The following is a 22936-nucleotide window of genomic DNA, read 5'->3' as shown; positions in this document are numbered from 1 at the left end:
CTTTAGAACTTCATCTCCAGCGTGGTGCGCAGCTTGACGCTGTCCGGATAGTCCCAGCGCCGCTTTTCCAGGCCGCGCACCGGGTCGAAGTAACTTGGCTCGAAGGAATTGTCTTCTCCCAGCAGGTTCGACAAGGCTATTCGCAGGGTGAGCTTGGGATTGAAGGTCCACGCGGCGTAGGCATCGAGGTCGGTGCGGGCGACGCGGTAGAAGCCGCGCTCCCGGTCGACCTGCACGTAGCCGCCGCGCCGGTGCGCCACGCTGGCGCCCGCGGCCAGCGCGCCGGACTTGTAGTCGGCGCCCAGGTTGGCGGTGAGCGGCGTCTGCTGCTCCATGCGGTTGTTCGGGCCCGGCACCGATGCGACCTGCGACCAATAGCGGCTGACGCTGGCGCGCAGGTCGATGGCCGGTGCGCCGGCAAACAGCGACTTGAGCGGGAACTTGGTTTCGATCTCGAGGCTGCGCATCACGGCGCGGTCGTCGTTCACCGGGGTGAAGATCCAGCGCAGGCCATCGAAATAGATCTCGTTGCTGATGTAGTCGTCGATCCGCCGCAGCGCGCCGCTGACCGACAGCATCGCTCCCTCGGCCCAGTAGTGTTCCCAGGCCGCATCGAGGCCCCAGGCCAGCTCCGGCTTCAGGTCCGGGTTGCCCTGGAAGTCGGCTTCGGTGGCGCTGTTGTTTTCCCAGGCCGAACGGCGCGGGACGATGTCGTTCAGTTCGGGCGACTTGTAGGTACGGCTCACTGCGAAACGCAGCTGGTCGGCCGGCTTGCCGTCCTTGGCCGGGAACTTGTACAGGGTCTGCAAAATCGGGCTCAGGACGCTCGAGCGCACCTTGGTCGATTCGACGGCATTGCCCGCGACGCGCGTGCGCACGCCTTCCCAGCGCGCGCCCAGGTAGAGCGACAAGGCCGGGGTGATGGTCCATTCGTCCTGGCCGTAGAAAGCGGCGCGCTTGAGGTTCGCGCGAAAATCCTCGTCCAGCAGCCAGCCGGCAGGGAACACACGGACGGTATCGCGTTCGGCGCGGATGTCGCTGCTTTCGTTGTAGCGCAGGTCCCATCCCAGCGCCAGCAGATGGCCGCCGTCGATCGTGCGGGTCGCCTTGCCGGTGGAATTCAGGCCCCGGGCGTGGGTGTCAGACAGGACGCTGCCTTCGGTCTCGGGCAAGCCGCGCGCATCCAGCCCGCTGCGCCGGTAGAAGCGCTTGCTCGAGGACCACTCGGCGCCGAGCTTGGCCTCGAGCTTGAGGCTGGAGTCCAGGCTGCGGGTCCAGGACAGGTCGGACTTGAGCATGCGGTCATCGAATTCGCCGAAGGTCTGCAGGTCCGGCGTCTGCGGCGGCCGGCCGATCCAGGTGGTGACGACGGGATGAGCGCCGTTGCGGAAACTGGCGCTGTTGAAGATGCTTTCCCAAGCGAGGGTATCGCCGTTGTCGAGCGTCCAGTTCAGGCGCGGGCTCAGGTTCAGGCGGTTCATGTGCCCCTTCTCCGGCGCATGGGTCGTGCGGTACATGTCGACCCTGCCGTCGGGCCGGGTGTTCTCTTCGGCGCCGCCCCACTCGCGATCCAGGCTGTCGTGGTTGCCGCTGGCCGACAAGGACCAGGACGATTTCTCGCCGGTGTCCCCGACCTCGGTGCTGAAGGTCGGCCCCGTGAAGTCGCTCGAGAGCAGGTAGCCCAGCTTGGCTTCGCGCTGGCGCTTGCTGGCTTTCTTTCGCAGCACGATATTGATGGTGCCGGCCACCGACTCGCTTGAGAACTCGGCGGTGGCCACGCGCAGCACCTCGATGCGCTCGATCATGTCGGGCGACAGCGTGTCGAGGGCGAAACCGGCCGGGGTACGCTCGCCGTTGACCAGGATCTGGGTATAGCCGCCGCCCAGGCCGCGCATCCGGATCTCCGTACTGCGGCCGGCGCCGGTCGTCACCGTCACCCCCGGGATGCGTTTGAGCACGTCGGCGACGTTGCTGTCCCCATAGCGCACCACCTCCTCGCGCTTGACGACGATGCGGGCGGCCGTGTCGTCGCGCCGGGCGTCGTAGCCGGCGCCCTTCACTTCCACCTGCTGGATTGGGCCGCTGTTTGCGGACTCCTGCGCGGATGCCTGGGCACAGAGGCTGGCGACGAGGATTGCCAGATTACGGGGGCGCAGCATTATCATGCTCCACTCTCCAGAAATAGTTGTGCAATTAATGTGAAGAACTATATTCCAGATAGTGGCAATATGTAAACGCCAAACGGAACAGATTATTGCTACGACATAGCAATTTTACTGCGATGCCAAAGAAAAAGCCCGGCACAGTGGCCGGGCTATACGGATCAGGCTTCCGCTCAGAATTTGAGTTCGTAGGTTGCCCGGTAACGGACGCCCTGCGGGAACACCATGTTCCGGGTTTGCGATCCGATGCGCGCATCCTCGTAGGTGCTCTCGTTGACGAAGTCCTGGTGGAAGATGTTACTGATCGCAAAGCGCAACTGGCGCTGGGCGTCGAACTTCCACAGTGCATACCAGTCGAGTTCGCGGCGCAGCGCGACATAGGCGCGCTGGTTGATCGAGACCCGCACCGGGCCGCCCTGGCGGAAGGCGAAGCTGCCGCCGGTGCTCAGGGCGCCGCGCTTGTAGTCGGCGCCCAGGCTGACGGTGAGCGGGGTTTGCTGGTCGAGGCGGTTGTTCGGGCCGGGCACCGATTCGACGCGCGACCAGTTGCGGTTGACGCTGGCGCGCAGGTCGAGCGCCGGCGCGTCCTGCATCACGGCCTTGAGCGGGAACTTGGTCTCGATCTCCAGCGAACGCGTGGTGGCGCTGTCCTGATTGCTCGGGGTCGTGATCCAGCGCTCACCGTCGAAGAAGGTCAGGTTGCGGGTGAAGTCGGTGATCTTGCGCGACGAGACGCTGATCGACAGCAGTGCGCCTTCCGCCCAGTAGTGCTCGTAGGCGGCGTCGATGCCGAAGGCCAGTTCGGGCTTGAGGTTCGGATTGCCGCGGTAGTCCGGTTCGGTCGAGCTGTTGTTCTCGCTGATCTGGCGGCGCGGCGTCAGGCTGCCCACGCTCGGGGCCTTGTAGGTGCGCGTCAGCGCCAGGCGAACCTGATCGCCCTTTTTGCCCGGGATCTTGTACAGGGTCTGCATGATGGGGCTCCAGACGTTCGAGCTGGCCTTCCCGTCGGGGAAGGTATTGCCGGTGACGTCGGTGCGAATGCCCTCCCAGCGCGCGCCCAGGTACATCGACCAGGCCGGGGTGATGTTCCATTCGTCCTGCGCGAACACGGCCAGGCGCTTGACGCGCGCTTCCGAGGTTTCATACTGGGGCACGTTGCCGCTCACGCGCACCAGGTTGGTGTCGCGGCGTTCGTCGTCGCGCGTGTCGATGCCGCCGTCCCAACCGAAGGCAAAGGTATGGCCCTTCTCGATCGTGCGGCTGTATTTGCCGGTGCTGTTCACGCCGCGGTCGCGGCCCGCCAGATCGCTGGTGGCGTCGAGTAGCGGCACGCCGGACGTCGAGCTGGCGGTGCGGTGCGACACGCTGTCGTTCTTGCCGGCCTGGATGCCGACCTTCAGGTCGAGCTTGGCGCCGGATTCGAACTTGCGCGACCACATCACATCCGAACGCAGGAAGTCGTTGTCACCCTTGAAGGCGTTGAACAGGTCCGGGTAGCTGGGCGCCGGGCCTATGTAGGTGGTGGTCGGCTGGTGGAAGCGGTTGCGGAAGCGGTTCGAGGTCAGGAAGGTCTGCGAGGTCAGGGTATGGTCCTGGCCCAAGGTCCAGTTCAGGCGCGGGCTGATGTTCAGGCCCGTGAGCTGGCCTTTCTGCGGCAGGCGGCTGGTGCGGTACAGGACGGTCTGGCCATTCGGCGCCACGCCCACCTCGGTGCCCCAGGATTCGAAGTCGAAGCGGTCCTGCATGACATTGGCCGACACCGAGTACGAGAACTTGCCGTCGCGGTCGGACAGCTGCAGGTTGGCGTTCGGGCCCCAGCTGTTGCTCGAGGCCTGGGCCGCCAGCTTCAGCTCGCGCATGCGGTTCTTCACCGAGCGCTTCAGGATGATGTTGATGGTACCGGCCACCGACTGGGTCGAGAACTCGGCGCTGGCGGCGCGCAGCACCTCGATACGCTCGATCGAGTCCGGCGCCAGCGAGTCCATGGTGAAGCCGGCAGGTGCACGCTCGCCGTTGATCAGGACCTGGGTATAACCGGCGCCCAGGCCGCGCATGCGGATCTCGCCGCCGCGGCCATTCGAGCTGTTGACCGTGATGCCGGGCACGCGCTTGAGCACGTCCAGCACATTGGTGTCACCGTACTTGGTGATTTCTTCGCTGGTGACGACCACCTTGGCGGCGGTATCGTCGCGCCGCGGATCATACGTGTCCGCCGTGCCCTTCACTTCCACCTGCTGGATCTTCTTGCCCTGCTCCGCCTTCGGCGCCTCGGCTTTGACGGTGGCCGGGGCCTGGGCCTCCTGCGCGGAGGCGCCGAGGATCGGGAGGCAGAAGCTGACCGCGGCAGCAAGCGCAGTCATGCGGAAAGGGCTGGATTGGAAGGACATGGCTACGTCAAAAGTGATAGGAGTAGCAATTGTCCCAGAAGCAACTCAGCCTGTCTGCAAGAATCGAATATGCATGCGGCAACTTTTTAATGCAGACGCCCGCGCGTACAACACTGGAGTACACTGCGGGCTGGAGCGGCACTCATGCTTTTCTGCACATTTCCGTGCTACAAGGCCGCTATAATGCGCGATCGTTTCCACACCGAGAGGCCTATTAAAGTGTCCCGTCTAAAAGTCCTGCCCCAGTATGTGATGCCGAAAACGGCGCTGACCAACTTCGCCGGCCGCGTCGCCGGCGCCAAGGGCGGCGCCATGACCACGCGCCTGATCCGCTGGTTCGTCGGCAAGTACGGCGTCAACATGGACGAGGCGGCAAACCCGGACATCGCCAGCTACAGCAGCTTCAACGAATTCTTCACGCGCCCGCTGCGTGTTGACGCGCGTCCGCTGGCGCAGGCGGACTTCGTGTGCCCGGTGGACGGCGCCATCAGCCAGTTCGGCGACATCGACGACCACCACATCTTCCAGGCCAAGGGCCATAAGTTCACCTCGGCGGAGCTGGTGGGCGGCGACGCGACGCTGGCGGCGCACTTCCAGCACGGCCACTTCGCCAACCTCTACCTGAGCCCCAAGGACTACCACCGCATCCACATGCCCTGCGACGGCCGCCTGACGCGCATGATCTACGTGCCGGGCAAGCTGTTCTCGGTGAACCCGACCACGGCGCGCGGCGTGCCGGGCCTGTTCGCCCGCAACGAGCGCGTCGTCTGCGTGTTCGAGTCGGAAGAACACGGGCCCTTCGTGATGACCCTAGTGGGCGCCACCATCGTCGGCAGCATGGCGACCGCCTGGCATGGCGTGGTGAACCCGCCGCGCATGCCGCGCATCTGCGAATGGAGCTACGATTCGCACCCGGTAGTGCTGAAGAAGGGCGAAGAGATGGGCCGCTTCCTGCTCGGTTCCACCGTCGTCATGCTGTTCAAAAAGGGCGCGATCGCCTTCAACCAGGAGTGGGCGCCGGAACGCCCGGTGCGCCTGGGCGAGACGATGGGGAACCGTCCGCGCTGAGCACGGCCTGCGGCCGGTGGCCCGCTTCCGTGCACTTTTCTTCCATCAGGTCCAGGAAGGCCCGGGTCTTGGCCGGCATCAGCCGGCGTCCCGGGAACACCGCCCATCCCTGGGTGGTCGGCGGTTCCCATTCCGGCAGTACCCGCACCAGTTCTCCCGTTTGCAGATAAGGGCTGGCAAAGGTCAGCGCGCTCGCGGCAATGCCGGCGCCGCGCGCCGCCAGCCGAGCCAGCAGCTCGGGCGAATTCGCCGTCAGGCGCGCCGGCATTTGCCGCTCCCAGCGCAGCTTGCCGCGGGTGAGCACCCAGGCCGCGGCGCTGCCGTAGCGGCTCAGCATGCACAGCAAGTCGTGTTCGAGCAGATCGTCGGGATGCTCGGGAATCCCGTGGCGCGCCAGGTAGGCGGGCGACGCGTACAGTCCCCAGTACTCGAGGTTGATCGGCCGCGCATTCAGCGACGCATCATCCGGCAGTTCGCCCATGCGGATCGCGATGTCGAAATTCTCGGCGATCAGGTCGACCCGGCGCGGCGACAGGTCCAGTTCCAGCGACACGCCCGGATAACGGTCGATGAAGCGCGCGATCACCTCGTGCAGGCCGAGGTTGGCAAAGTCGCCCGGCAGCGATATGCGCAGCTTGCCGCTCGGCTCCCCCTGCCGGTGCTGCGCCAGGGCGCCGGCCGCCTCTACTTCTTCCGCCACCTTGCGCGCGTGTTCCAGCAGGCTGGCGCCGAATTCCGTCACCACCAGCTTGCGCGTGGTCCGCTGCAACAGGCGTTCGCCCAGCTTCTGCTCCAGCAGGGCGATACGGCGCGAGACCGTCGATTTGGGCAGCTGCACGCGCTCGGCGGCGCGGCTGAAACTGCCTGCCTCGACGATGCGGGCAAACAGCAGCAGGTCATTTGGTTCGACTTCCATGATTGTTCCACCAGTAGGATAATGTTATCCATTCTACTGGCTTCCGGATTGATTTTGGAACCATTACAGTGTGTCCATCAACACTCCCAACACAAAGGACACGACATGAACATCCTGCAGATCACTTCCAGCGTACGTGGCAACGATTCGGAATCGAGCCGCGTCGCCAACCTCATCGTGGGCAAACTGGTCTCGAGCAATCCGGACGCGAAAGTCGTGCGCCGCGACTTCGGCGCCCAGCCGCACCCGCTGCTGGACGGCGCCGCCGTCGGCGCCCTGTTCACCCCGGCCGAGCAGCGTAGCAGCGAACAGGCGGCCCGCGTGGCTCTGGACGACGCCCTGATCGCGGAAGCGCAGGCCGCCGACGTGATCGTGATCGGCGCTCCAATGTACAACTTCGGCATGCCGGTGCAGCTGAAGAACTGGTTCGACGCGATCGCCCGCTCCGGCGTGACCTTCCGTTATACCGAGACCGGCCCGGAAGGTCTGCTGAAGAACAAGAAGGTGTACGTGGCCACCGCCCGCGGCGGCATCTATCCGGCGGACGCCGACCCGCAAGTGCCGCACATCCGCATGCTGCTGAACTTCCTGGGCCTGACCGACCACACCTTCATCTATTCGTCGGGCCTGAACATGGGTCCGGATGCAGCGACCAAGGGCAAGCAGGAAGCCGACGCAGCGGTGGAAGCCGCGCTGGCGTAAGATCTCGTCGCTGAAGAAGCGGCGGGCAAGCAACCAACACATGAGGAGAACAGCATGACCGAGCAAACCCTAAACGCCACGATCATCAAGTCGCGGGGCGTCGAACGCCTGATCCAGGGCCAGTTCGTGATGGACGGCGCGGGCGTGAAGATCAACCGTGTGCTGACCGGTTCGCTGCAGCGCCGCCTCGATCCCTTCCTGATGCTCGATGCCTTCGGCAGCGACCAGGCGGGCGACTACATCGCCGGCTTCCCCGAGCACCCGCACCGCGGCTTCGAGACCGTCACCTACATGCTCAACGGCCGCATGCGCCACCGCGATAGCGCCGGCAACGAAGGCCTGGTGACCAACGGCGGCGTGCAGTGGATGACAGCCGGCCGCGGCGTGATCCACTCCGAAATGCCGGAGCAGGACGAGGGACTGATGGAAGGCTTCCAGCTGTGGCTCAACCTGCCGGCGAGCAGCAAGATGCAGGCGCCCTGGTACCGCGACATCCCGACCGAGGAAGTGCCGCGCTTTACCAATGACGAGGGCGTGACGGTGCAGGTGATCGCGGGCGAGATGCAAGGCGTGAAGGGCGCGGTACAGCGCGAGCACACCGAGCCGCTCTACCTCGATATCGCGATCCCGGCCGGCGTCACCTACGAGCAGCCGATCCCGCAGGGTCACAATGCCTTCCTCTATGTATACCGTGGTGACGCGGTGGTCGAGGGCAAGGGCGTGAGCAAGACGCGCATGGCGGTGCTGGATAACGCCGTGGGCGCCGATGGCGTGCGCATCAAGGCGGTCGAGGCGACCAGATTGATCCTGCTGGCTGGCCGTCCGCTGAACGAGCCGATCGCGCAGCATGGCCCCTTCGTGATGAACACCACCGAAGAGCTGTACCAGGCCTTCGACGACTTCCGGGCCGGCCGCTTCGCTTGAACAGTCTGAAGCCCATACGTCAATGCGCTACACTGACGGGATGACGCAAGTTCATCCCGTTTTTTTATGCCATTGATCGACACCGTAGCCGACCTTCTTGCGCGCGCCAGCCGTGCGCTCGGTTTCGAGACCGCGGACTCCTTCCCGCCCGGCCACGCCTACGCGCGCACGCGCTGGAACAAGGCCTACTTCGACATTCCCTCGGACCTGAAACCCGAGGCGATCGAGCAGCGCATGTGCGAGGCGATTGCCAACACCCCTGTGCTGTTCGGCGAAATCCAGAACCCGACCCCGCGCATGCAGCGCACCCTGCTGGGCATCATCGAGGCGCGCCTGCGCCGCGGCCAGGGCGCGCCGAACGACCTGGCCCAGTTGCTTGTAGACGCCTACCGCAGCCCGCACACCGTGGAGACCGTGCCGGGCCTGCGCCAGGCGATCCGCGATACCTCAGGCTATGAGCCCCACGTGCAAGCCAATGCGATCCTTGCCTACCTCGCGGACGCGCCCGCGGCCTTCGGCGTCATCGAGGCGCGGCCGTAAGCTGCGCGGGATGTGCCGCGTTGCTCGGCACGTAGCGCTTGCGCAGCAGCATGAACGGGGTCTCCACTAGCTTATACAGCAGCCAGCCGGACAGCACCGACAGCGCCAGGAGCGCGCCGATCGTAAGCGGATTCTCGGCCCCATAGCCGTGGGCAGCCATCCACTTGGCCGCCATGACGCATAGCGGCTTGTGCAGCAGGTAGATCGCGTAGGACCACAGCGCCAATGCGCCCGCACCAGGCACCTTGAGCCAGCGCAGCAAGGAATCTTCCGCTACCGCCGCCACGATCAGGAGGGAAAAACCCAGCGCCATCAGCGGGAAGCCGAACACGGTGATGCCGTAGCCGTAGCGGTCGTCGAGGAAGAACCAGAACGCCACCCCGCAGGCGAGCAGTCCCAGACCGCCCATCAGGTTGCCGTGGCGGGTCAGGCGGGTCCACGCGCCGGGCTGGTGGTTGCGCAGCAGCGCGAGGGCGACGCCCGCCACCAGTTCGTCCACTCTGCAGAAGCTAGAGTAATAAATGTACTTGAAATAGAAGTAAAGCTTATGGTTCTGCCCTGCCATCTCCTGCCATAGCTCGGCCCGGACCAGCATGCCGGCCACGAAGACCAGGGCAATCGCCGTCCAGGCCAGCCGCAGCGAGCCGCCGAACAGCACGCCGAGCAGTGCAAGCGCGGGCAGCAGCAGGTAGAACTGTTCCTCGATCGCCAGCGACCAGCTGTGGGAAAACGCGCTGCCCGGCTCCAGCGCGAAGTTCTGGACGAAGCTCGCGTACTCCCACAGCGGCAGCAGCGGATCGTCGCCGCGGAAGGCCGGCCACAGGAAGTACAGGGCCAGCACCACCCAGTAATTCGGCAGTGTGCGCAGCAGGCGCCGCGCATAGAAATGCTTGAGCGAGAAGCCGCCGGGACTCTTCATCGCCGCGAAGATCTGGTTGCCGATCAGGTAGCCCGACAACGCGAAGAACAGGTCGACGCCGACCCAGCCGACCTCCCCCACCCAGCCGAAGGTCGGCGCATCGCTCACGAACAGCACGTAGTGATGCAGCACCACCAGCGTGACGGCGAGCGCGCGCAGCGAATCGAGGCCGTGGATGCGGGTGGTGGTGGAAGGCATGCTGTACATCGTCGTTGGGGAATGGCGGATCATGCCACGCTGCCGCACCGCACGCCAAGGTTTGCCGATAAAATGTCGGCACCTCATCTCTATCCCGGATCACCACCGCAATGACTTCCCCGAACAAGTACCAGTTCAAATCCGTCAACTACACCGGCCTCGCGAAGGGCCCGCGCGTCATCATCATGGGTGCGACCCACGGCAACGAGGTCTGCGGCACCATCGCCATCCGCCGCGTGATGGACGATATCGACAATGGCAAGCTGCAGATCGTGGCCGGCAGCGTGACCTTCGTGCCGGTGGTGAATCCGAAGGCTTATGAACAGAACACCCGCAACGGCGACCGCAACCTGAATCGCAACTTGTTCCCGAAGGACGCCCCGCAGGACTTCGAGGACCACATCGCCAACTGGCTGTGCCCCCTGCTGGCCCAGCATGAGGTGCTGCTCGACCTGCACTCCTTCAATGCGGTCGGCGGCCAGCCTTTCGTGATGGTCGGGCCGCTGAACAACGACGGTCCGCTGCAGCCCTTCAAGCACGCGGAGAAAGAGCGTGCATGGGCGCGCCGCCTGGGCGTGAAGCGCTTCGTGGATGGCTGGCTGGCGGCCTACGGCGACGGCGTCAAGCGCCGCAGCCGCAATGCCGATGAACTGGAAACCGTGCTGCGCTACGGCGTCGGCACCACCGAATACATGCGCACCACAGGCGGCTATGCGCTGACGCTCGAATGCGGCCAGCACGTGGACCCGGACGCGCCGGAAGTCGCCTACCGCGCCATCATGAACACCCTGGCGCACCTGGGTCTGATCGAGGCGCCGGACGCGCAGCCGGTGCCTTTCGAGGAGATGGAAGCGCTGTCGATGGTGGTGGTGCACGACAAGCTGCATGCAGACGACGCCTTCTCGCGCCAGTGGGCCAGTTTCGATCCGGTGAGCGAAGGCGACGAGATCGGCGTGCGCGCCGACGGCAGCAGGGTCACCGCCGAATTCAGCGGCCGCATCCTGTTCCCTGACGCGAAGGCCGGCGCCAATTCGGAGTGGTACTACCTGACCCGCCCGAACCCATCCTTCGGCCGCGAATAAAGCCATGACGCCGCTTTTCAGGCGGCGTCAGCAAGCTTTCCGCATATATCGTAAGATGACGATATTCGGATCGAAAGAACCCGATACAAGGAAGATTCTATGGACATCGACGCGATCCACAAGGCCCTGGCCAACCCGGTGCGGCGCCAGATCCTGCACTGGCTGAAGGATCCGCACCAGCACTTCGCCGAGCAGGAACATCCGCTCGACCTGGGCGTCTGCTGCAAGCTGATCGACCAGCGCACCGGCCTGTCGCAATCGACGGTCTCGGCCCACCTGGCGACCCTGCACAAGGCGGGGCTGGTGAGCACACGGCGCGTCGGACAGTTCATCTTCTTCCAGCGTAACGAGGAGGTTATTCAAGCCTTCCTCGATCAACTGAACGACGGACTTTAGGAGTACAACGCATGACGACGATGTTTGACCCGCTCAAGGTAGGAGCGCTGGAACTGCCGAACCGTATCATCATGGCGCCGCTCACCCGCGCACGCGCCGTCGGCGCGGGCCGCGTGCCCAACGCGCTGATGGTGGATTACTACGTGCAGCGCGCGTCGGCAGGCCTGATCCTGTCGGAAGCCACCGCCGTCACGCCGCGTGGCGTGGGCTATGCCGACACCCCGGGCATCTGGTCGGATGAACAGGTCGAAGGCTGGAAGAAGGTCACCGAAGCGGTGCACAAGGCCGGCGGCCGCATCTTCCTGCAGCTGTGGCACGTGGGCCGCATCTCGGACCCGGTCTTCCTCGACGGCGAGCTGCCGGAAGCACCGTCGGCAATCGCCGCCAAGGGCCATGTGAGCCTGGTGCGTCCGATGCGCGACTACACCACCCCGCGCGCGCTGGAGCTGTCCGAGATCCCGCGCATCGTGGCCGAATATCGCAAGGGCGCCGAGAACGCCAAGAAGGCCGGCTTCGACGGCGTCGAAGTCCACGGCGCCAACGGCTACCTGCTCGACCAGTTCCTGCAGGACTCCACCAACCAGCGCAATGACCAGTACGGCGGCTCGATCGAAAACCGCGCCCGCCTGATGCTGGAAGTGACCGACGCCTGCATCGAGGTGTGGGGAGCCGACCGCGTCGGCATGCACCTGGCGCCACGCCGCGATTCGCATGACATGGGCGACTCGACCCCGGCGGAGACCTTTGGCTACGTCGCACGCGAACTGGGCAAACGCGGCATCGCCTTCATCTGCGCCCGCGAAGCGATCGGCGACGACAGCCTGCGCGCCCACCTCAAGAAGGAATTCGGCGGCGTCTACATCGCCAACGAAAAGCTGACCAAGGAAAGCGCACAGCAGCTGATCGCCTCGGGCGAAGCGGATGCGGTGGCCTTCGGCGTGTGGTTCATCGCCAACCCCGACCTGCCGCAGCGCCTCAAGCAGGACGCACCGCTGAACACGCCGCGTCCGGAGCTGTTCTATGCGTCGGGGGCGGAGGGGTATATCGATTATCCGGCGCTGGCTTAAGTAGTTGGTCCGCAACTAAAATTGGATCCCGGCCTGCGCCGGGATGACGGTCTCCAGGCAGGTGGCTAGACGATACGCCTTCTGTCCCATCGGCTCAAAGACCGTCATTCCGGCGCAGGCCGGAATCCAAGTCCGTAGCACAGCACTAACCTCTCCTTTCACCCCGTACATACGTTCCACAAACGAATATGCCCGTGGTGTAAATGACAGCCCTCCCATGCTATTCTTGCGCGATTATTTTTATCGCGCCCGATAGCGCTGTCCAGGAGACCCCGTGAAACACTTCGCACCCCGCGTGATGGCGATCGCCATCGCTTCCGCCCTTGCCTTCAACGCCGCGCACGCCGCCCCTGCTCCGGCACGCGCCGAGAACGCCTATCTGTCGCAGGCGGACGCCATGGCCCGTTCGGCGCGCGTGTCGAACGTGGACTACGTCCTCGACTTCACGCTGACCGGCAAGGAGAACTTCGCGGGCACGACCACCGTCACCTTCGACCTAAAGGACACCGACTCGGCCCTGACGATCGACCTCGACAAGGCGACCGTGAAATCGGTCACCGTCAACGGCAAGCAGGTCACCCCGGCCTACAACAACTGGTTCGTCACGCTGGCCCCGCAAGACCTCGTCAAGGGCCGCAATACCGTCACCATCAGCTACGAGCGCGCCCACAGCACCAACGGCGAGGGCCTGCACCGTATGGTCGACCCGGTCGATGGCCGTGTCTATACCTACTCGCACTTCGAGCCGGCCGCCGCGCACCAGATGTTCGCGGTGTTCGACCAGCCCGACCTGAAGGCCACCTACACCGTCACCGTCAATGCCCCCGCCGACTGGCACGTGGTCACCACCACCCGCGAATCGAATATCGCGGATGCGAGCGGCGGCAAGCGCTGGACCTTCCCGAAAACCAAGAAGCTCAGCCCCTACAACTTCTCGCTGCACGCGGGTCCGTATAAGGTCTGGGAAGACAACAGCGGCAAGTACCCGATGCGCCTGTTCGCGCGCCAGTCCGTCGCCGCACAGGTGACGCCGGCCGACTGGTTCCGCTATACCAAGGGCGGCATCACCTTCTTCGAGAACTACTTCGGCATCCCTTACCAGTTCGAGAAGTATGACCAGCTCCTGGTGCCGGACTTCCTGTACGGCGCCATGGAAAACGCGGCGGCGATCACCTTTGCCGAAGGCGGCTTCCTGTACAAGGCCGAGATGACCGCCGCCCAGAAGGCGCGCCTGGCGGAAGTCATCCTGCACGAGATGGCGCACCAGTGGTTCGGCGACCTGGTCACCATGAAGTGGTGGAACGGCCTGTGGCTCAACGAGAGCTTCGCGTCCTTCATGGCGACCCTGGCCACGGCCGAATCGACCGAGTTCAAGGACGCCTGGCAGGCCTTCTACCAGGAAGACAAGCAGGGTGCGTACAACATGGACCAGAAGGTGTCGACGCACCCGATCGAAGTGCCGGTGCCCTCCTCGGCCAACGCCTTCGACAACATCGACGCCATTACCTACTCGAAGGGCGCCTCGACCCTGAAGCAGCTGCGCCACATGCTGGGCGAAGAAGTGTTCCGCAAGGGCGTGCACAACTACCTGGTCAAGTACTCGTGGCAGAATGCGAAGCTGGAAGACTTCATCGGCAGCCTCGGCGAAGCGGCCGGCCGCGACCTGAGCAAATGGACCCAGGACTGGCTGTACCAGGCCGGCGTGAACACCATCACCGCCAGCTACAGCTGCTCCAACGGCAAGATCAAGGACTTCTCGCTGGCGCAGACCGCGCCGAGCAAGACCCTGCCGACCCTGCGCGAGCAGCGCGTGCAGGTCGGCGCCTTCAAGCTCGAGAACGGCAAGCTGGTACTAGCCAAGAACGTACCGGTGACCTACTCGGGCGCCAAAACCGCCGTGCCGGGCATGGTCGGCGCAGCCTGCCCGGACCTGGTCTATCCGAACTACCAGGACTGGGGCTTCGTGAAGGTCAACCTCGACAAGCGCAGTTTCGACACCGCCCGTACCACCCTCGGCGGCGTGGACGACCCGCTGCTGCGCGCCATGCTGTGGCAGGCGCTGTGGGACGGCGTGCGCGACGCCAAGCTGCCGCTCAACGAATTCATCCAGGTCGCCCTCGCCAATGCGCCGCAGGAGAAGGATTACACCCTGCTGGGCGACGTGCTGGGCAAGGTCACCTTCTCCAAGTACTACCTCGATGCGATGGGCCTAAACAATGCCTACAGCCGCCAGACCACCAAGGCGCTGGAAGACATGACCTGGCAAGGCGTGGTCGCCTACAAGGGCAACGACAACTTCCAGCGCCGCTGGTTCGGCGCCTACATGAGCGTGGCGAGCAGCCCGGAAGCACTGGCGCGCCTGGCAGGCATGCTGGAGGGTAAAGGCACCGAAGGCCTGAACATCAGCCAGGACCAGCGCTGGGCCATCATCAACCGCCTGAACCGCTTCAATTACCAGGGCGCGGCTGCGCTGGTGGAAGCCGAGCAGGCGCGCGACAAGTCGGACACCGGCCAGGGCGCCGCCATCGCGGCCACCGTGGTGCGTCCGGATCCGAAGGTCAAGGGCGAGTGGCTGGCCACCGTGGAAGACCTGAAGACCAAGCTGCCGTTCTCGCGCGTGCGCACGGCGATGGGCGCCATGTACCCGGTCGAGCAGCACAAGCTGGCCGAGCAGACTGCCAATGACCGCCTGGCGAAGCTGCCGGCGATCGACAAGGCGGCCGGTCCGGTCTTCATGCGCAGCTATGCCAACACCATGATCCCGGCCAGCTGCACGCCGCAAAGCGTCCAGCGCCTGCAGCGCGCCGCCGACAGCATGAAGGAGCTGTCGGCCGGCACCCGCCGCTCGCTGCTCGACACGCTGCAGGAAGACCAGCGCTGCGTGGCGATCAAGAAGGCATTGACCGCACCGAAGTCGTGATTTGACCTACGCGGCTTACCCACGCCGCACGCCCGGCTGGCCTTTGCTGGCCACGCTGGGCGTTCACCTGCTGCTGGCCTGGAGCTGGCGGCTTGCGCATCCGCCGGCCCGGGACCTGCAGGGGGAGCGCGTGTTCGAACTGCTTCCCGTGCTGCCTCCCGCGCCGCGGCAACCGGAAGTACGTCCCAAGCCTCCCCCACTCCGCACCACCACGCCCGTTGCACCCGGTACGCGCAACGCCCCGAGGGCTGCAATCAGCGAGCCCGAGCCGATCACGCCGGCAGTCGATGCACCGGCACCAAGCGCCAATCCCTTCGCCATCACCGAGCCGGCGCCAGCGGCGGAACCGGCGCTCGATGCCATGGTTGGCCGCGCCAAACGCGACGCCCGTGCGTTCGACCGCGAGCTCAGGAAAGGTAAATCAGGCGTACCCGAAGTCGCCGACACGCCCTGGGCACGCTTTCGCAGCGCGCTGGAAGCCGCCCATATCGACCGGGGCATGGGAGTGAGCAGCGAGACCTATACTGCACCCGACGGACAGGTCATCTACCGCTTCCGCCGCAATGGAAGAACCATGTGCCGCACCGGCGGCAGCGTCGGGCCGAAGATCGGCGGCGCCGTCGGCGGCGGCGAGGTGCTGTTCGACGTGCAGGGCGGCGGCGGGCGAGCCGGTGAAATCCAGTGCCCGAGCCACGCCCAATGGAAGCGCGACTGATACTGTCGGCCTGCGCGCCCATTCCTTGTTTTCTGCCGGCGACCCCTCGTTTTCGTCGTTCCATCGGCGCCCCCTTTTTCGCCAGGGGCGCGGCACGCTAAGATGCCGCCATCAACGAACAAGGAGATGGATGTGAAAACGATGATCGCCGCCGTGCTCGCGGTCTGCTGCCTGTCCGCCGCCCCGGCCCACGCCCAGGAGGGCCGGGTCATCACGGCCGCCCACGGCGCGGCGCAGGAGTGGCTGAAACTGGTGGACGCCGAAAACTATGCGGCCGCCTACGAGGCAAGCGCGAACGAGGTGCGCGCGAAAACCCCGAAGTTCGCCTGGAACATGCTGCTCAGCGCGGTGCACCTGCCGCTCGGCCAGCTGCGCGCACGAAAACTCGTGACCACGGCGCCCGAAGCGGGCGGCAAGCGGGTCAAGTTCGAGTTCGACTCGCAATTCGAGAAGGACAAGCAGGTGCGCGAGAACGTCACCACCGTGCTCGACCAGGATGGCAAGTGGCGCGTGACCGGCTACACCGTCGCCTCGGACTGAGCGCCTAGCGCGGCCCCGGGCCCTTGGCCGTCGGCGCGCACAGCTCCACCACCCGGCGCCAGGCGCCGGTGCCTTCGCACACGACCGGCGGGCGCCCCTGCAGCAGCTTGCCCAGGTCGACCGGCTTGCCCTCGTTGACGATCACGCCGCGGTTGACCGGGATGCAGAGCGCGTCGTGCCAGGCCGCGGCATAGCCCTGCGGCGTCGGTAAGGGCCCGCGCGCCCGCAGCGCGGCCGCCTCGCAGGCTTTCTTCGTCTTGTATGTTCCGCGCAAGCTCGTACTCTCGAGCATCACATCGCCGTGCTGCTGCAGGTAGAGCAGCAGGATCATCGTAAACATTCAGCTTCCTCACTGGCGCCGCTTCCCCGCACGCCTGACCTTGTTCAAACGTCCTCCCGGGCCCGCAGGCTAGCCTGTGGGTCCACTGAAAGGACCCTTCATGTTCAAGCTCGTCACCTGGAACATCCAGTCCGGCCGCAGCCTGGACGGCAAGACCGACCTCGACCGTATCATCGCATGCCTCGACCGCTTTTGCAGTTTTGACATGCTTTGTGTTCAAGAAGTTTCAAGCGGCTATACCCCCGCTGGCGAAGACCAGTTCGCCATGCTGCGCGAACGCCTGCCCGGCTACACGGGCTTTACTGCCCTCGCCTGCGACACCGCCGAGCCAGGCGACCGGCCAGGCGCGCGCCGCCGCTTTGGCATGATGGTGTCCTCTCGCCACCCTGTGTTGCAGGTGTTCCGCCATTCCCTGCCCTGGCCGTCCGCGCCCGAGGTGATGAGCATGCCGCGCAGCACGCTCGAACTGACGGTGGTGGCGCCCGGCGGCCCCCTGCGCGTGCATGCCGTGCACCTCGAGTATTTCTCGCAGCGCCAGCGCATGGCCCAGGTCGAGCGCCTGCGCGAACTGCACCGCGAGGCGAGCCTGCACGCCGCCAACCCGCCCGCGCCCGGCCGCGGCCCGTTCGCCGTGCCGCCGCGCGCCATGCCGGCCCTGCTGGCGGGCGACTTCAACATGCTGCCCGGCTCGCCCGAACACCAGCGCCTGCTGGCGCCCTTCGCCGACGGCGTGCAGCCCTGGCGCGACTGCTGGCAGCTGGTGCAGCCGGGCCGGCGCCACGCTCCCACGGTGGGCCTGCACGATGCCAGCCCCGGCGCCGGCGCGCCCTTCACCTTCGACTACGTGTTCGCCAGCGCCGACCTGGCCGGGCGCGTGCGCCGCGTGCGGGTGGACGCGAGCGAACAGGGTTCCGACCACCAGGCCCTGCTGGTGGAACTCGACTGGGGCTGAAGGGGCAACACGCTCGGGCAGGCCGTACAATGGCGCTTTCGCGGCCGCGTGCCGCGCACTGTTTCAAGAGGCCACATTGGACTGGGATTACCCGCAACCCTTTATCCTGCCCGTCACGCCGGAAGCCGGCGACATCGACGGCCTGAACCATACGAACAATGCCGTCTACGTGCGCTGGTGCGAACAGGCCGGCTGGGCCCATTCGGAGCAGCTCGGCCTCACGCTGGACGATTACCGGCGCCTGGACCGCGCGATGGCGATCCGGCGGGGCGAATACGATTACCTGCTGCCGACCCTGCTGGGCGAGCGCCTGCGCCTGGCCACCTGGCTGGTGGCGGGCGACGGAAAGCTGGCGATGGAGCGGCGCTTCCAGCTGGTGCGCGACAGCGACGGCGCGACGGTGCTGCGCGGACGCTGGGACCTGGTCTGCATCGAGATCAGCAGCGGCCGGCCGCGCCGCATGCCGGCCGAGTTCGTCGATACCTACATGCCGGCGGTGGCGCCGACGGTGTAGGCAGCTTGACGCACACCACGCATTGAGTGTGCTCAAGGAAGACATTGAGGCAACCGGCCCCCTTTCCGCTTGTGACGGGCGACACTGGCCAGGTCACGTCCGCTGCCACGAGGGAAAGATGCGCCATTACCTGTCCACCGCCCAGTTCGCCAAGCTGTCCTCCCTCACTGCCCTGGTCGCAGCGCTGGCCGCGCTCATCGCGCTCACCCTTCTATCCGGCTGCCGCCTGCGCGAAACGGGCCAGGAAGACCTCGTGATTCCCGAACTGGTGCGCACCCACCTGTACGTATCGCCGTCCGGCTCGGACAGCAATCCCGGCACCCGCGACGAGCCCTTCCGGACGCTCACGCGCGCCGCCCAGGCGGTCACGCCCGGCACCACGGTGCATGTCGCGCCCGGCACCTATTTCGGCGGTGTGCGCACCAACACCCACGGCACCGCGGAAGCGCGCATCGTGTTCGAGTCCACCGAGCGCGGCGGCGCGCGGCTGGTGCCGCCACTCGATTCGCGCCAGCCGGCGGCCTGGGACAACCGCGCCAACTACCTCGACATCATCGGCTTCGAAATCGACGGCGGCCAGTACCAGAGCGGCATGAAGTGGCTGAGCGGCATCTACAACGGCGGCTCGCACAACGGCATCCACCACAACCACATCCACCACATCGGCAACGACGTACCCTGCGAAGCCAAGGGCGGGGCCGGCATCGGCATCGACAGCTACTACAAGGGCAACGACGCCGAAGTGGTCGGCAACCACGTGCACGACATCGGCCCGCCCGAGTGCCGCTACATGCACGGCATCTACGTCAGCACCACGGCCACCGTGCGCGACAACATCATCTACCGCGCTTCCGGCGCCGGCATCCACCTGTGGCACGACGCCAGCAACGTCACGATCCGCGGCAACACGGTGGTCGGCTGCGGCACCGGCATCGTGGTCGGGGGCGGCGACTTCTATCACAGCAAGGGACCGAACGACCACACCCACACCGCGAACAATATCGTCTACGACAACGGCCACGGCATCCTCGAACAGGGAGCGACCGGCGCCAACATCAGCTACCGCAACAACCTGGTGTTCCAGAATTCGGGCGGCGACTGGAGACTGTCGGCCGGCCGCCAGCACTCCGGCACCGTCACCGCGGCCCCGCTGTTCGCCGACTACAGCCGCTCGCTGCCCACGCCGGACTTCCGGCTCCAGCCGGGCTCGCCCGCCATCGGAAAGGGCCTGGCGCCGGACGCCGGCGACGCCGTGGCCCTGCGGCCGCGCCGCCAGATCGACATCGGCGCCGTGCCCTATACCGAGGCGGAACCGGCGGGCGTGCCCTCACCGGCGGCCCAATAGAATAGGCCGCCCCAGTAGGCCGCTACTACTCAATGCGCCTGGCACCTCCCACGGCAAGAACCGTGGGGGAACTACCATGCGTTCTTAGAGGATCTCGCGCACCAGCTCGAAAGGCCGGCATAGTCGCACGCCCTTCGGCGTGACCACGAACGGCCGGTTGATCAAGACCGGATGCGCGAGCATCGCGTCGAGCAGAGCCTCGTCGCCGACGCCGGGGCCATCCAGCCCGAGTTCCCCAAACAGGGCTTCTTTACTGCGTACGGCATCGCGCACCGTCAGGCCGGCGGCAGCGATCATCTCGCGCAGCGGTTCACGCGTCGGCGGCGTCGTCAGGTAGTCGATCACCTGCGGTTCATGGCCGGCCTCGCGGATGGCGGCCAGGGTATTGCGCGAGGTCCCGCAGCGCGGGTTATGGTAAATCGTGATATCCATCTGTTAAATTCTCATCAATATTGCCGAAAAACTAGCGGCATCATAACCACAGCACATCACTGACACCAGCTTTTTTGCTTGTTCCTCGCTCGGGCTCGCTATAGAATTCGTCGCTTATTTTTCCGTTGGCAACAAATGCTGGCAGGGAAACACTTTGAAAGAGAACCGATGAGCGAGTACCTGCTGCGGCCCGCAGCACTTCCCACCTGGGGCCAGCGCACCGCGCTTCGCCTGCTCAACCTGGCCGGCTGGAACGTGCATTACAAACCCCTGCCGGGGCCGCACGGGATTGCCGTGGTTTACCCGCACACCTCGAACTGGGATTTCCTGGTCGGCCTGTTCGCCAAGTGGGCGGTCGGCCTGAAGTTCCGCTGGCTGGCCAAGGATTCGCTGTTCCGCGGCGTGATGGGCACGATCATGCGCTACTGGGGCGGTATCGCCGTCGACCGCCGGGCCTCGATGGGCGCGACGCGCAAGCTGGCCGAAGACATGCTGGCCGCACCATGGTGCTGGATCGCGATCACGCCGGAAGGTACGCGCAGCTACCGTCCGCACTGGAAAAGCGGTTTCTACCACCTTGCCACCACCGCGAACGTGCCGCTGCTGCTGGTCTACATCGACTACGGCACCAAGGTGCTCAGCGTGACCGACACCCTGACCCTGACGGGCGACACCGAGAAGGACATGGCAGCCATCGCCGCCGTCTACGCAGGCCGCCAGGGCCGCTACCCGGACCAGGCCGCGCCCATCAAGCTGGCGCCGCCGCGCGACCCGTCGGAACCGCAGCGCCGCCGCGCCTGAGCGCCGATGCATTGGGGTGGTCAAGCGCGGCCACCCGGCTCGGAACTCGCTTCACCGCATGTTTTTTCCCGCCGCCGCACGATCCGGAAGCGCAGGTAATCAGCGTTAACGCCCTGGCGCCTGGATGGCGTCGCGCCTTTTGAACAGGCGCTTCCATGCCAGCAGTTCCGCCACACCACCCGCCAGGAACATCAGCCCCGCATCCTCGCGCAGCCCGAGGTAATACAGGATGGCGGCAGCGGCGAAGAACGCCAGGGTCGGCAGGTGGTAGCGCATCGTGTCTCCAGAGATCGTTGTTTTGAATCTTGCCAGTCTGGCAGCGGTTTATTAGGGCAAGGTTAAGCCTTGTCGGCGGCCAGTTCATCCCAGGCCATCGCCGCACTCAGGAAGAGTCGGCCATTCAGCGCTTGCAGCAGCGTGCTGTGGCGCAGCCGGTCCATCACCGGTCCCTTGACTTCGGCCAGGTGCAGCAGCACGCCGCGCTGGCGCAGCGAAGTATTCAATTCCTCCAGCCCGAACAGGGCCGAGGTGTCGATCGCATTCACCGCCGACAGCACCAGCACCAGGTGGCGCGTGTCCGGCTGCGCGGCCAGCTCGTCCTCGATGCGTTCGTTGACCGCCTCGACGTTCCCGAAGAACAGGCCGGCGTCCACGCGCAGCAGGAGCAGGCCCGGTGCGGTCTCGGTGGAATAGCGATCCACGTTGCGGAAGTGCTCGGTGCCGGCGATGCGTCCCAGCACCGCAATGTGCGGACGGCTGGCGCGCCAGATCAGCGCTCCCATCGACAGCGCCACGCCCACCACCACGCCCGCTTCCACACCCAGCCCTAGCACCCCGCACGCAGTCGCCAGCAAGGCCGCGGCGTCGGCGCGGTCGTAATGCCAGGCGGTGCGCAGGGTCGACAGGTCGAGCATGCCCAGCACCGCCACGATGATGGTGGCCGCCAGCACCGGCAGCGGCAGCAGCGCCAGCCAGCCGGTGGGCGCGACCAGGGCCGCCGCAAGCAGCGCCGCCGTGATCAGGCTCGCCAGCTGCGAATTGGCGCCGGCCGCGAAATTCACGGCCGAACGCGAGATGCTGCCGGTCACCGGGAAGCCGCCGCTCAGGGCGCTGCCGATATTGGCCACGCCCAGTCCCACCAGTTCGCGGTTGCTGCCCAGCTTTTCGCCGCGCTTGAGGGCGAGGGTCTGGGCGCCGGACATGCTGATCAGGAAGACCATGAAGCCGACCAGGAGTGCCGGCTGCAGCAGCGCCTGCCAGTGCGCGCTGGAAGTGGCCAGGTTCAGTCCCGGCAAGCCGGCCGGGACCGCCCCGGTGGTGGCCACGCCCAGCCGGTCGAGCCCGAGCCCCGCCACCAGGGCGGTGGCGCCGACCACGACCAGCATGGGCGCCAGCTTCGCTCCGATGTCGGCCGCGGCCGGCGCCATGCCGAGCCGCTGCAGGGCGCCCGCTAGAAACCTGCGCGCCCACACCAGCAGCGCCAGCGCGCCCAGGCCCAGCGCCGCGCTGGCAGCATGCAGCTGCGGCGGCGCCGCGCCCAGCAGGGCCGGCAGCTGGCCCCAGGCGATCAGGAGCGCCGAACCGATGGTGAAGCCGCTCATCACGGGACGCGAGAAAAAGTTGGCGAGAAAGCCGATGCGCAGCAGGCCGCAGGCAAGCAGCACCGCGCCCGAGAGCAGGGCCAGCTGCGCGGCCAGCACGCCGTACAGGGCGCTGCCGGGGGCGGCCAGCGGCGCCAGGATGGATGCCGTCATCAGCGAGATGATCGCCATCGGCCCCACCGACTGGGTGCTGCTGGTGCCGAACAAGGCGTACAGGACCGGCGGCACGATGCTGGCGTAGATCCCGACCACCGGCGGCAGCCCGGCCACCAGGGCGTAGGCCATGCCCTGCGGGATCATCATCATCGCCACCACGATGCCGGCGCTGATGTCGCCCGGCAGCATGCTACGCCGGTAGTGCCGCATCCACTGGAGCATAAGAGTATTGCTTACAGAAAAGCCGCTAGCCTACCAC

The 22936-nt window shown here is 66.0% G+C and carries 21 protein-coding genes and 1 pseudogene; 14 read left to right on the top strand and 8 right to left on the bottom strand.

Annotation, left to right across the window (positions count from 1 at the left end; all coding sequences use genetic code 11):
• Window positions 1-2: 2 nt before the first annotated feature.
• Both LK539_RS11565 and LK539_RS11560 read right to left on the bottom strand, forming a co-directional pair.
• The gene (locus LK539_RS11565) at window positions 3-2159 is read right to left on the bottom strand and encodes a TonB-dependent siderophore receptor (protein ID WP_227801052.1); all 2157 of its coding nucleotides are present in this window, start codon (window positions 2157-2159) and stop codon (window positions 3-5) included.
• Window positions 2160-2335: 176 nt separating this feature from the next.
• Window positions 2336-4549: a TonB-dependent siderophore receptor gene (locus tag LK539_RS11560; protein WP_227801051.1), complete on the bottom strand. Its 2214-nt coding sequence runs from the start codon at window positions 4547-4549 to the stop codon at window positions 2336-2338.
• 252 nt (window positions 4550-4801) lie between these two features.
• Between LK539_RS11560 and asd the strand changes: the two genes are divergently transcribed.
• Window positions 4802-5617 (top strand): archaetidylserine decarboxylase, encoded by an 816-nt coding sequence (gene asd / locus LK539_RS11555; RefSeq protein WP_227801050.1) that lies wholly within the window; start codon window positions 4802-4804, stop codon window positions 5615-5617.
• Here the strand turns inward: asd and LK539_RS11550 are convergent.
• Window positions 5550-6533 (bottom strand): LysR family transcriptional regulator, encoded by a 984-nt coding sequence (locus LK539_RS11550; protein WP_227801049.1) that lies wholly within the window; start codon window positions 6531-6533, stop codon window positions 5550-5552. The genes asd and LK539_RS11550 overlap by 68 nt on opposite strands.
• A gap of 105 nt (window positions 6534-6638) precedes the next feature.
• Here LK539_RS11550 and LK539_RS11545 point away from each other — a divergent pair, with 105 nt between their 5' ends.
• From LK539_RS11545 to LK539_RS11535, 3 genes are all read left to right on the top strand, one after another.
• The gene (locus LK539_RS11545; RefSeq protein ID WP_227801048.1) at window positions 6639-7235 is read left to right on the top strand and encodes an FMN-dependent NADH-azoreductase; all 597 of its coding nucleotides are present in this window, start codon (window positions 6639-6641) and stop codon (window positions 7233-7235) included.
• Window positions 7236-7289: 54 nt separating this feature from the next.
• Window positions 7290-8159, top strand: a complete 870-nt coding sequence (locus LK539_RS11540; protein WP_227801047.1) for a pirin family protein — start codon at window positions 7290-7292, stop codon at window positions 8157-8159.
• Between the two features lie 66 nt (window positions 8160-8225).
• A complete protein-coding gene (locus LK539_RS11535) occupies window positions 8226-8699 on the top strand; it encodes a hypothetical protein (protein ID WP_227801046.1) in 474 nt (157 codons plus the stop codon).
• Here LK539_RS11535 and LK539_RS11530 read toward each other — a convergent pair.
• Window positions 8680-9816 (bottom strand): acyltransferase, encoded by a 1137-nt coding sequence (locus LK539_RS11530; RefSeq protein ID WP_227801045.1) that lies wholly within the window; start codon window positions 9814-9816, stop codon window positions 8680-8682. The two genes, LK539_RS11535 and LK539_RS11530, sit on opposite strands and share 20 nt — an antisense overlap.
• Before the next feature lie 110 nt (window positions 9817-9926).
• Here LK539_RS11530 and LK539_RS11525 point away from each other — a divergent pair, with 110 nt between their 5' ends.
• The 6 genes from LK539_RS11525 (at window position 9927) to LK539_RS11500 (ending at window position 16536) form a co-directional block, all read left to right on the top strand.
• On the top strand, window positions 9927-10898 hold the full coding sequence (locus tag LK539_RS11525; protein ID WP_227801044.1) for a succinylglutamate desuccinylase/aspartoacylase family protein: 972 nt from the start codon (window positions 9927-9929) through the stop codon (window positions 10896-10898).
• A gap of 99 nt (window positions 10899-10997) precedes the next feature.
• Complete coding sequence (locus LK539_RS11520; RefSeq protein ID WP_227801043.1) at window positions 10998-11294, top strand: helix-turn-helix transcriptional regulator; 297 nt, start codon at window positions 10998-11000, stop codon at window positions 11292-11294.
• A gap of 11 nt (window positions 11295-11305) precedes the next feature.
• Window positions 11306-12361 (top strand): alkene reductase, encoded by a 1056-nt coding sequence (locus LK539_RS11515; RefSeq protein ID WP_227801042.1) that lies wholly within the window; start codon window positions 11306-11308, stop codon window positions 12359-12361.
• A 274-nt stretch (window positions 12362-12635) separates the two neighbouring features.
• Window positions 12636-15281 (top strand): aminopeptidase N, encoded by a 2646-nt coding sequence (gene pepN / locus LK539_RS11510; RefSeq protein ID WP_227801041.1) that lies wholly within the window; start codon window positions 12636-12638, stop codon window positions 15279-15281.
• A 130-nt stretch (window positions 15282-15411) separates the two neighbouring features.
• Window positions 15412-15996, top strand: a complete 585-nt coding sequence (locus LK539_RS11505) for a hypothetical protein (protein WP_227801040.1) — start codon at window positions 15412-15414, stop codon at window positions 15994-15996.
• A gap of 141 nt (window positions 15997-16137) precedes the next feature.
• Window positions 16138-16536, top strand: a complete 399-nt coding sequence (locus LK539_RS11500) for a DUF4019 domain-containing protein (RefSeq protein ID WP_227801147.1) — start codon at window positions 16138-16140, stop codon at window positions 16534-16536.
• Window positions 16537-16540: 4 nt separating this feature from the next.
• On the opposite strand, the gene LK539_RS11495 is transcribed toward LK539_RS11500, so the two are convergent.
• Window positions 16541-16876 carry a hypothetical protein gene (locus LK539_RS11495; RefSeq protein WP_227801039.1) on the bottom strand — a complete coding sequence of 112 codons (336 nt, stop codon included), beginning with the start codon at window positions 16874-16876 and terminating at the stop codon, window positions 16541-16543.
• Window positions 16877-16976: 100 nt separating this feature from the next.
• Between LK539_RS11495 and LK539_RS11490 the strand changes: the two genes are divergently transcribed.
• From LK539_RS11490 to LK539_RS11480, 3 genes are all read left to right on the top strand, one after another.
• Window positions 16977-17828 (top strand): endonuclease/exonuclease/phosphatase family protein, encoded by an 852-nt coding sequence (locus tag LK539_RS11490; RefSeq protein WP_227801038.1) that lies wholly within the window; start codon window positions 16977-16979, stop codon window positions 17826-17828.
• Between the two features lie 76 nt (window positions 17829-17904).
• Complete coding sequence (locus tag LK539_RS11485; RefSeq protein WP_227801037.1) at window positions 17905-18342, top strand: thioesterase family protein; 438 nt, start codon at window positions 17905-17907, stop codon at window positions 18340-18342.
• A gap of 118 nt (window positions 18343-18460) precedes the next feature.
• Window positions 18461-19687 carry a right-handed parallel beta-helix repeat-containing protein gene (locus LK539_RS11480; RefSeq protein WP_227801036.1) on the top strand — a complete coding sequence of 409 codons (1227 nt, stop codon included), beginning with the start codon at window positions 18461-18463 and terminating at the stop codon, window positions 19685-19687.
• An 87-nt stretch (window positions 19688-19774) separates the two neighbouring features.
• On the opposite strand, the pseudogene arsC reads toward LK539_RS11480, so the two are convergent.
• Window positions 19775-20119: pseudogene (gene arsC, locus LK539_RS11475) on the bottom strand (arsenate reductase (glutaredoxin)); the annotation flags it as partial.
• 168 nt (window positions 20120-20287) lie between these two features.
• Between arsC and LK539_RS11470 the strand changes: the two are divergent.
• Complete coding sequence (locus LK539_RS11470; RefSeq protein WP_227801035.1) at window positions 20288-20920, top strand: 1-acyl-sn-glycerol-3-phosphate acyltransferase; 633 nt, start codon at window positions 20288-20290, stop codon at window positions 20918-20920.
• Between the two features lie 105 nt (window positions 20921-21025).
• Here the strand turns inward: LK539_RS11470 and LK539_RS11465 are convergent, their stop codons facing one another.
• Both LK539_RS11465 and LK539_RS11460 read right to left on the bottom strand, forming a co-directional pair.
• Window positions 21026-21196: a hypothetical protein gene (locus tag LK539_RS11465; protein WP_227801034.1), complete on the bottom strand. Its 171-nt coding sequence runs from the start codon at window positions 21194-21196 to the stop codon at window positions 21026-21028.
• Between the two features lie 62 nt (window positions 21197-21258).
• A complete protein-coding gene (locus LK539_RS11460; RefSeq protein WP_227801033.1) occupies window positions 21259-22899 on the bottom strand; it encodes a SulP family inorganic anion transporter in 1641 nt (546 codons plus the stop codon).
• Window positions 22900-22936 lie beyond the last annotated feature (37 nt).

Source organism: Massilia sp. IC2-476, assembly GCF_020707295.1.
Taxonomy (GTDB): Bacteria; Pseudomonadota; Gammaproteobacteria; order Burkholderiales; family Burkholderiaceae_D; genus Telluria.
Note: the sequence above shows the minus strand (reverse complement) of the source record. Positions and strands in the feature narration are given on the sequence as shown.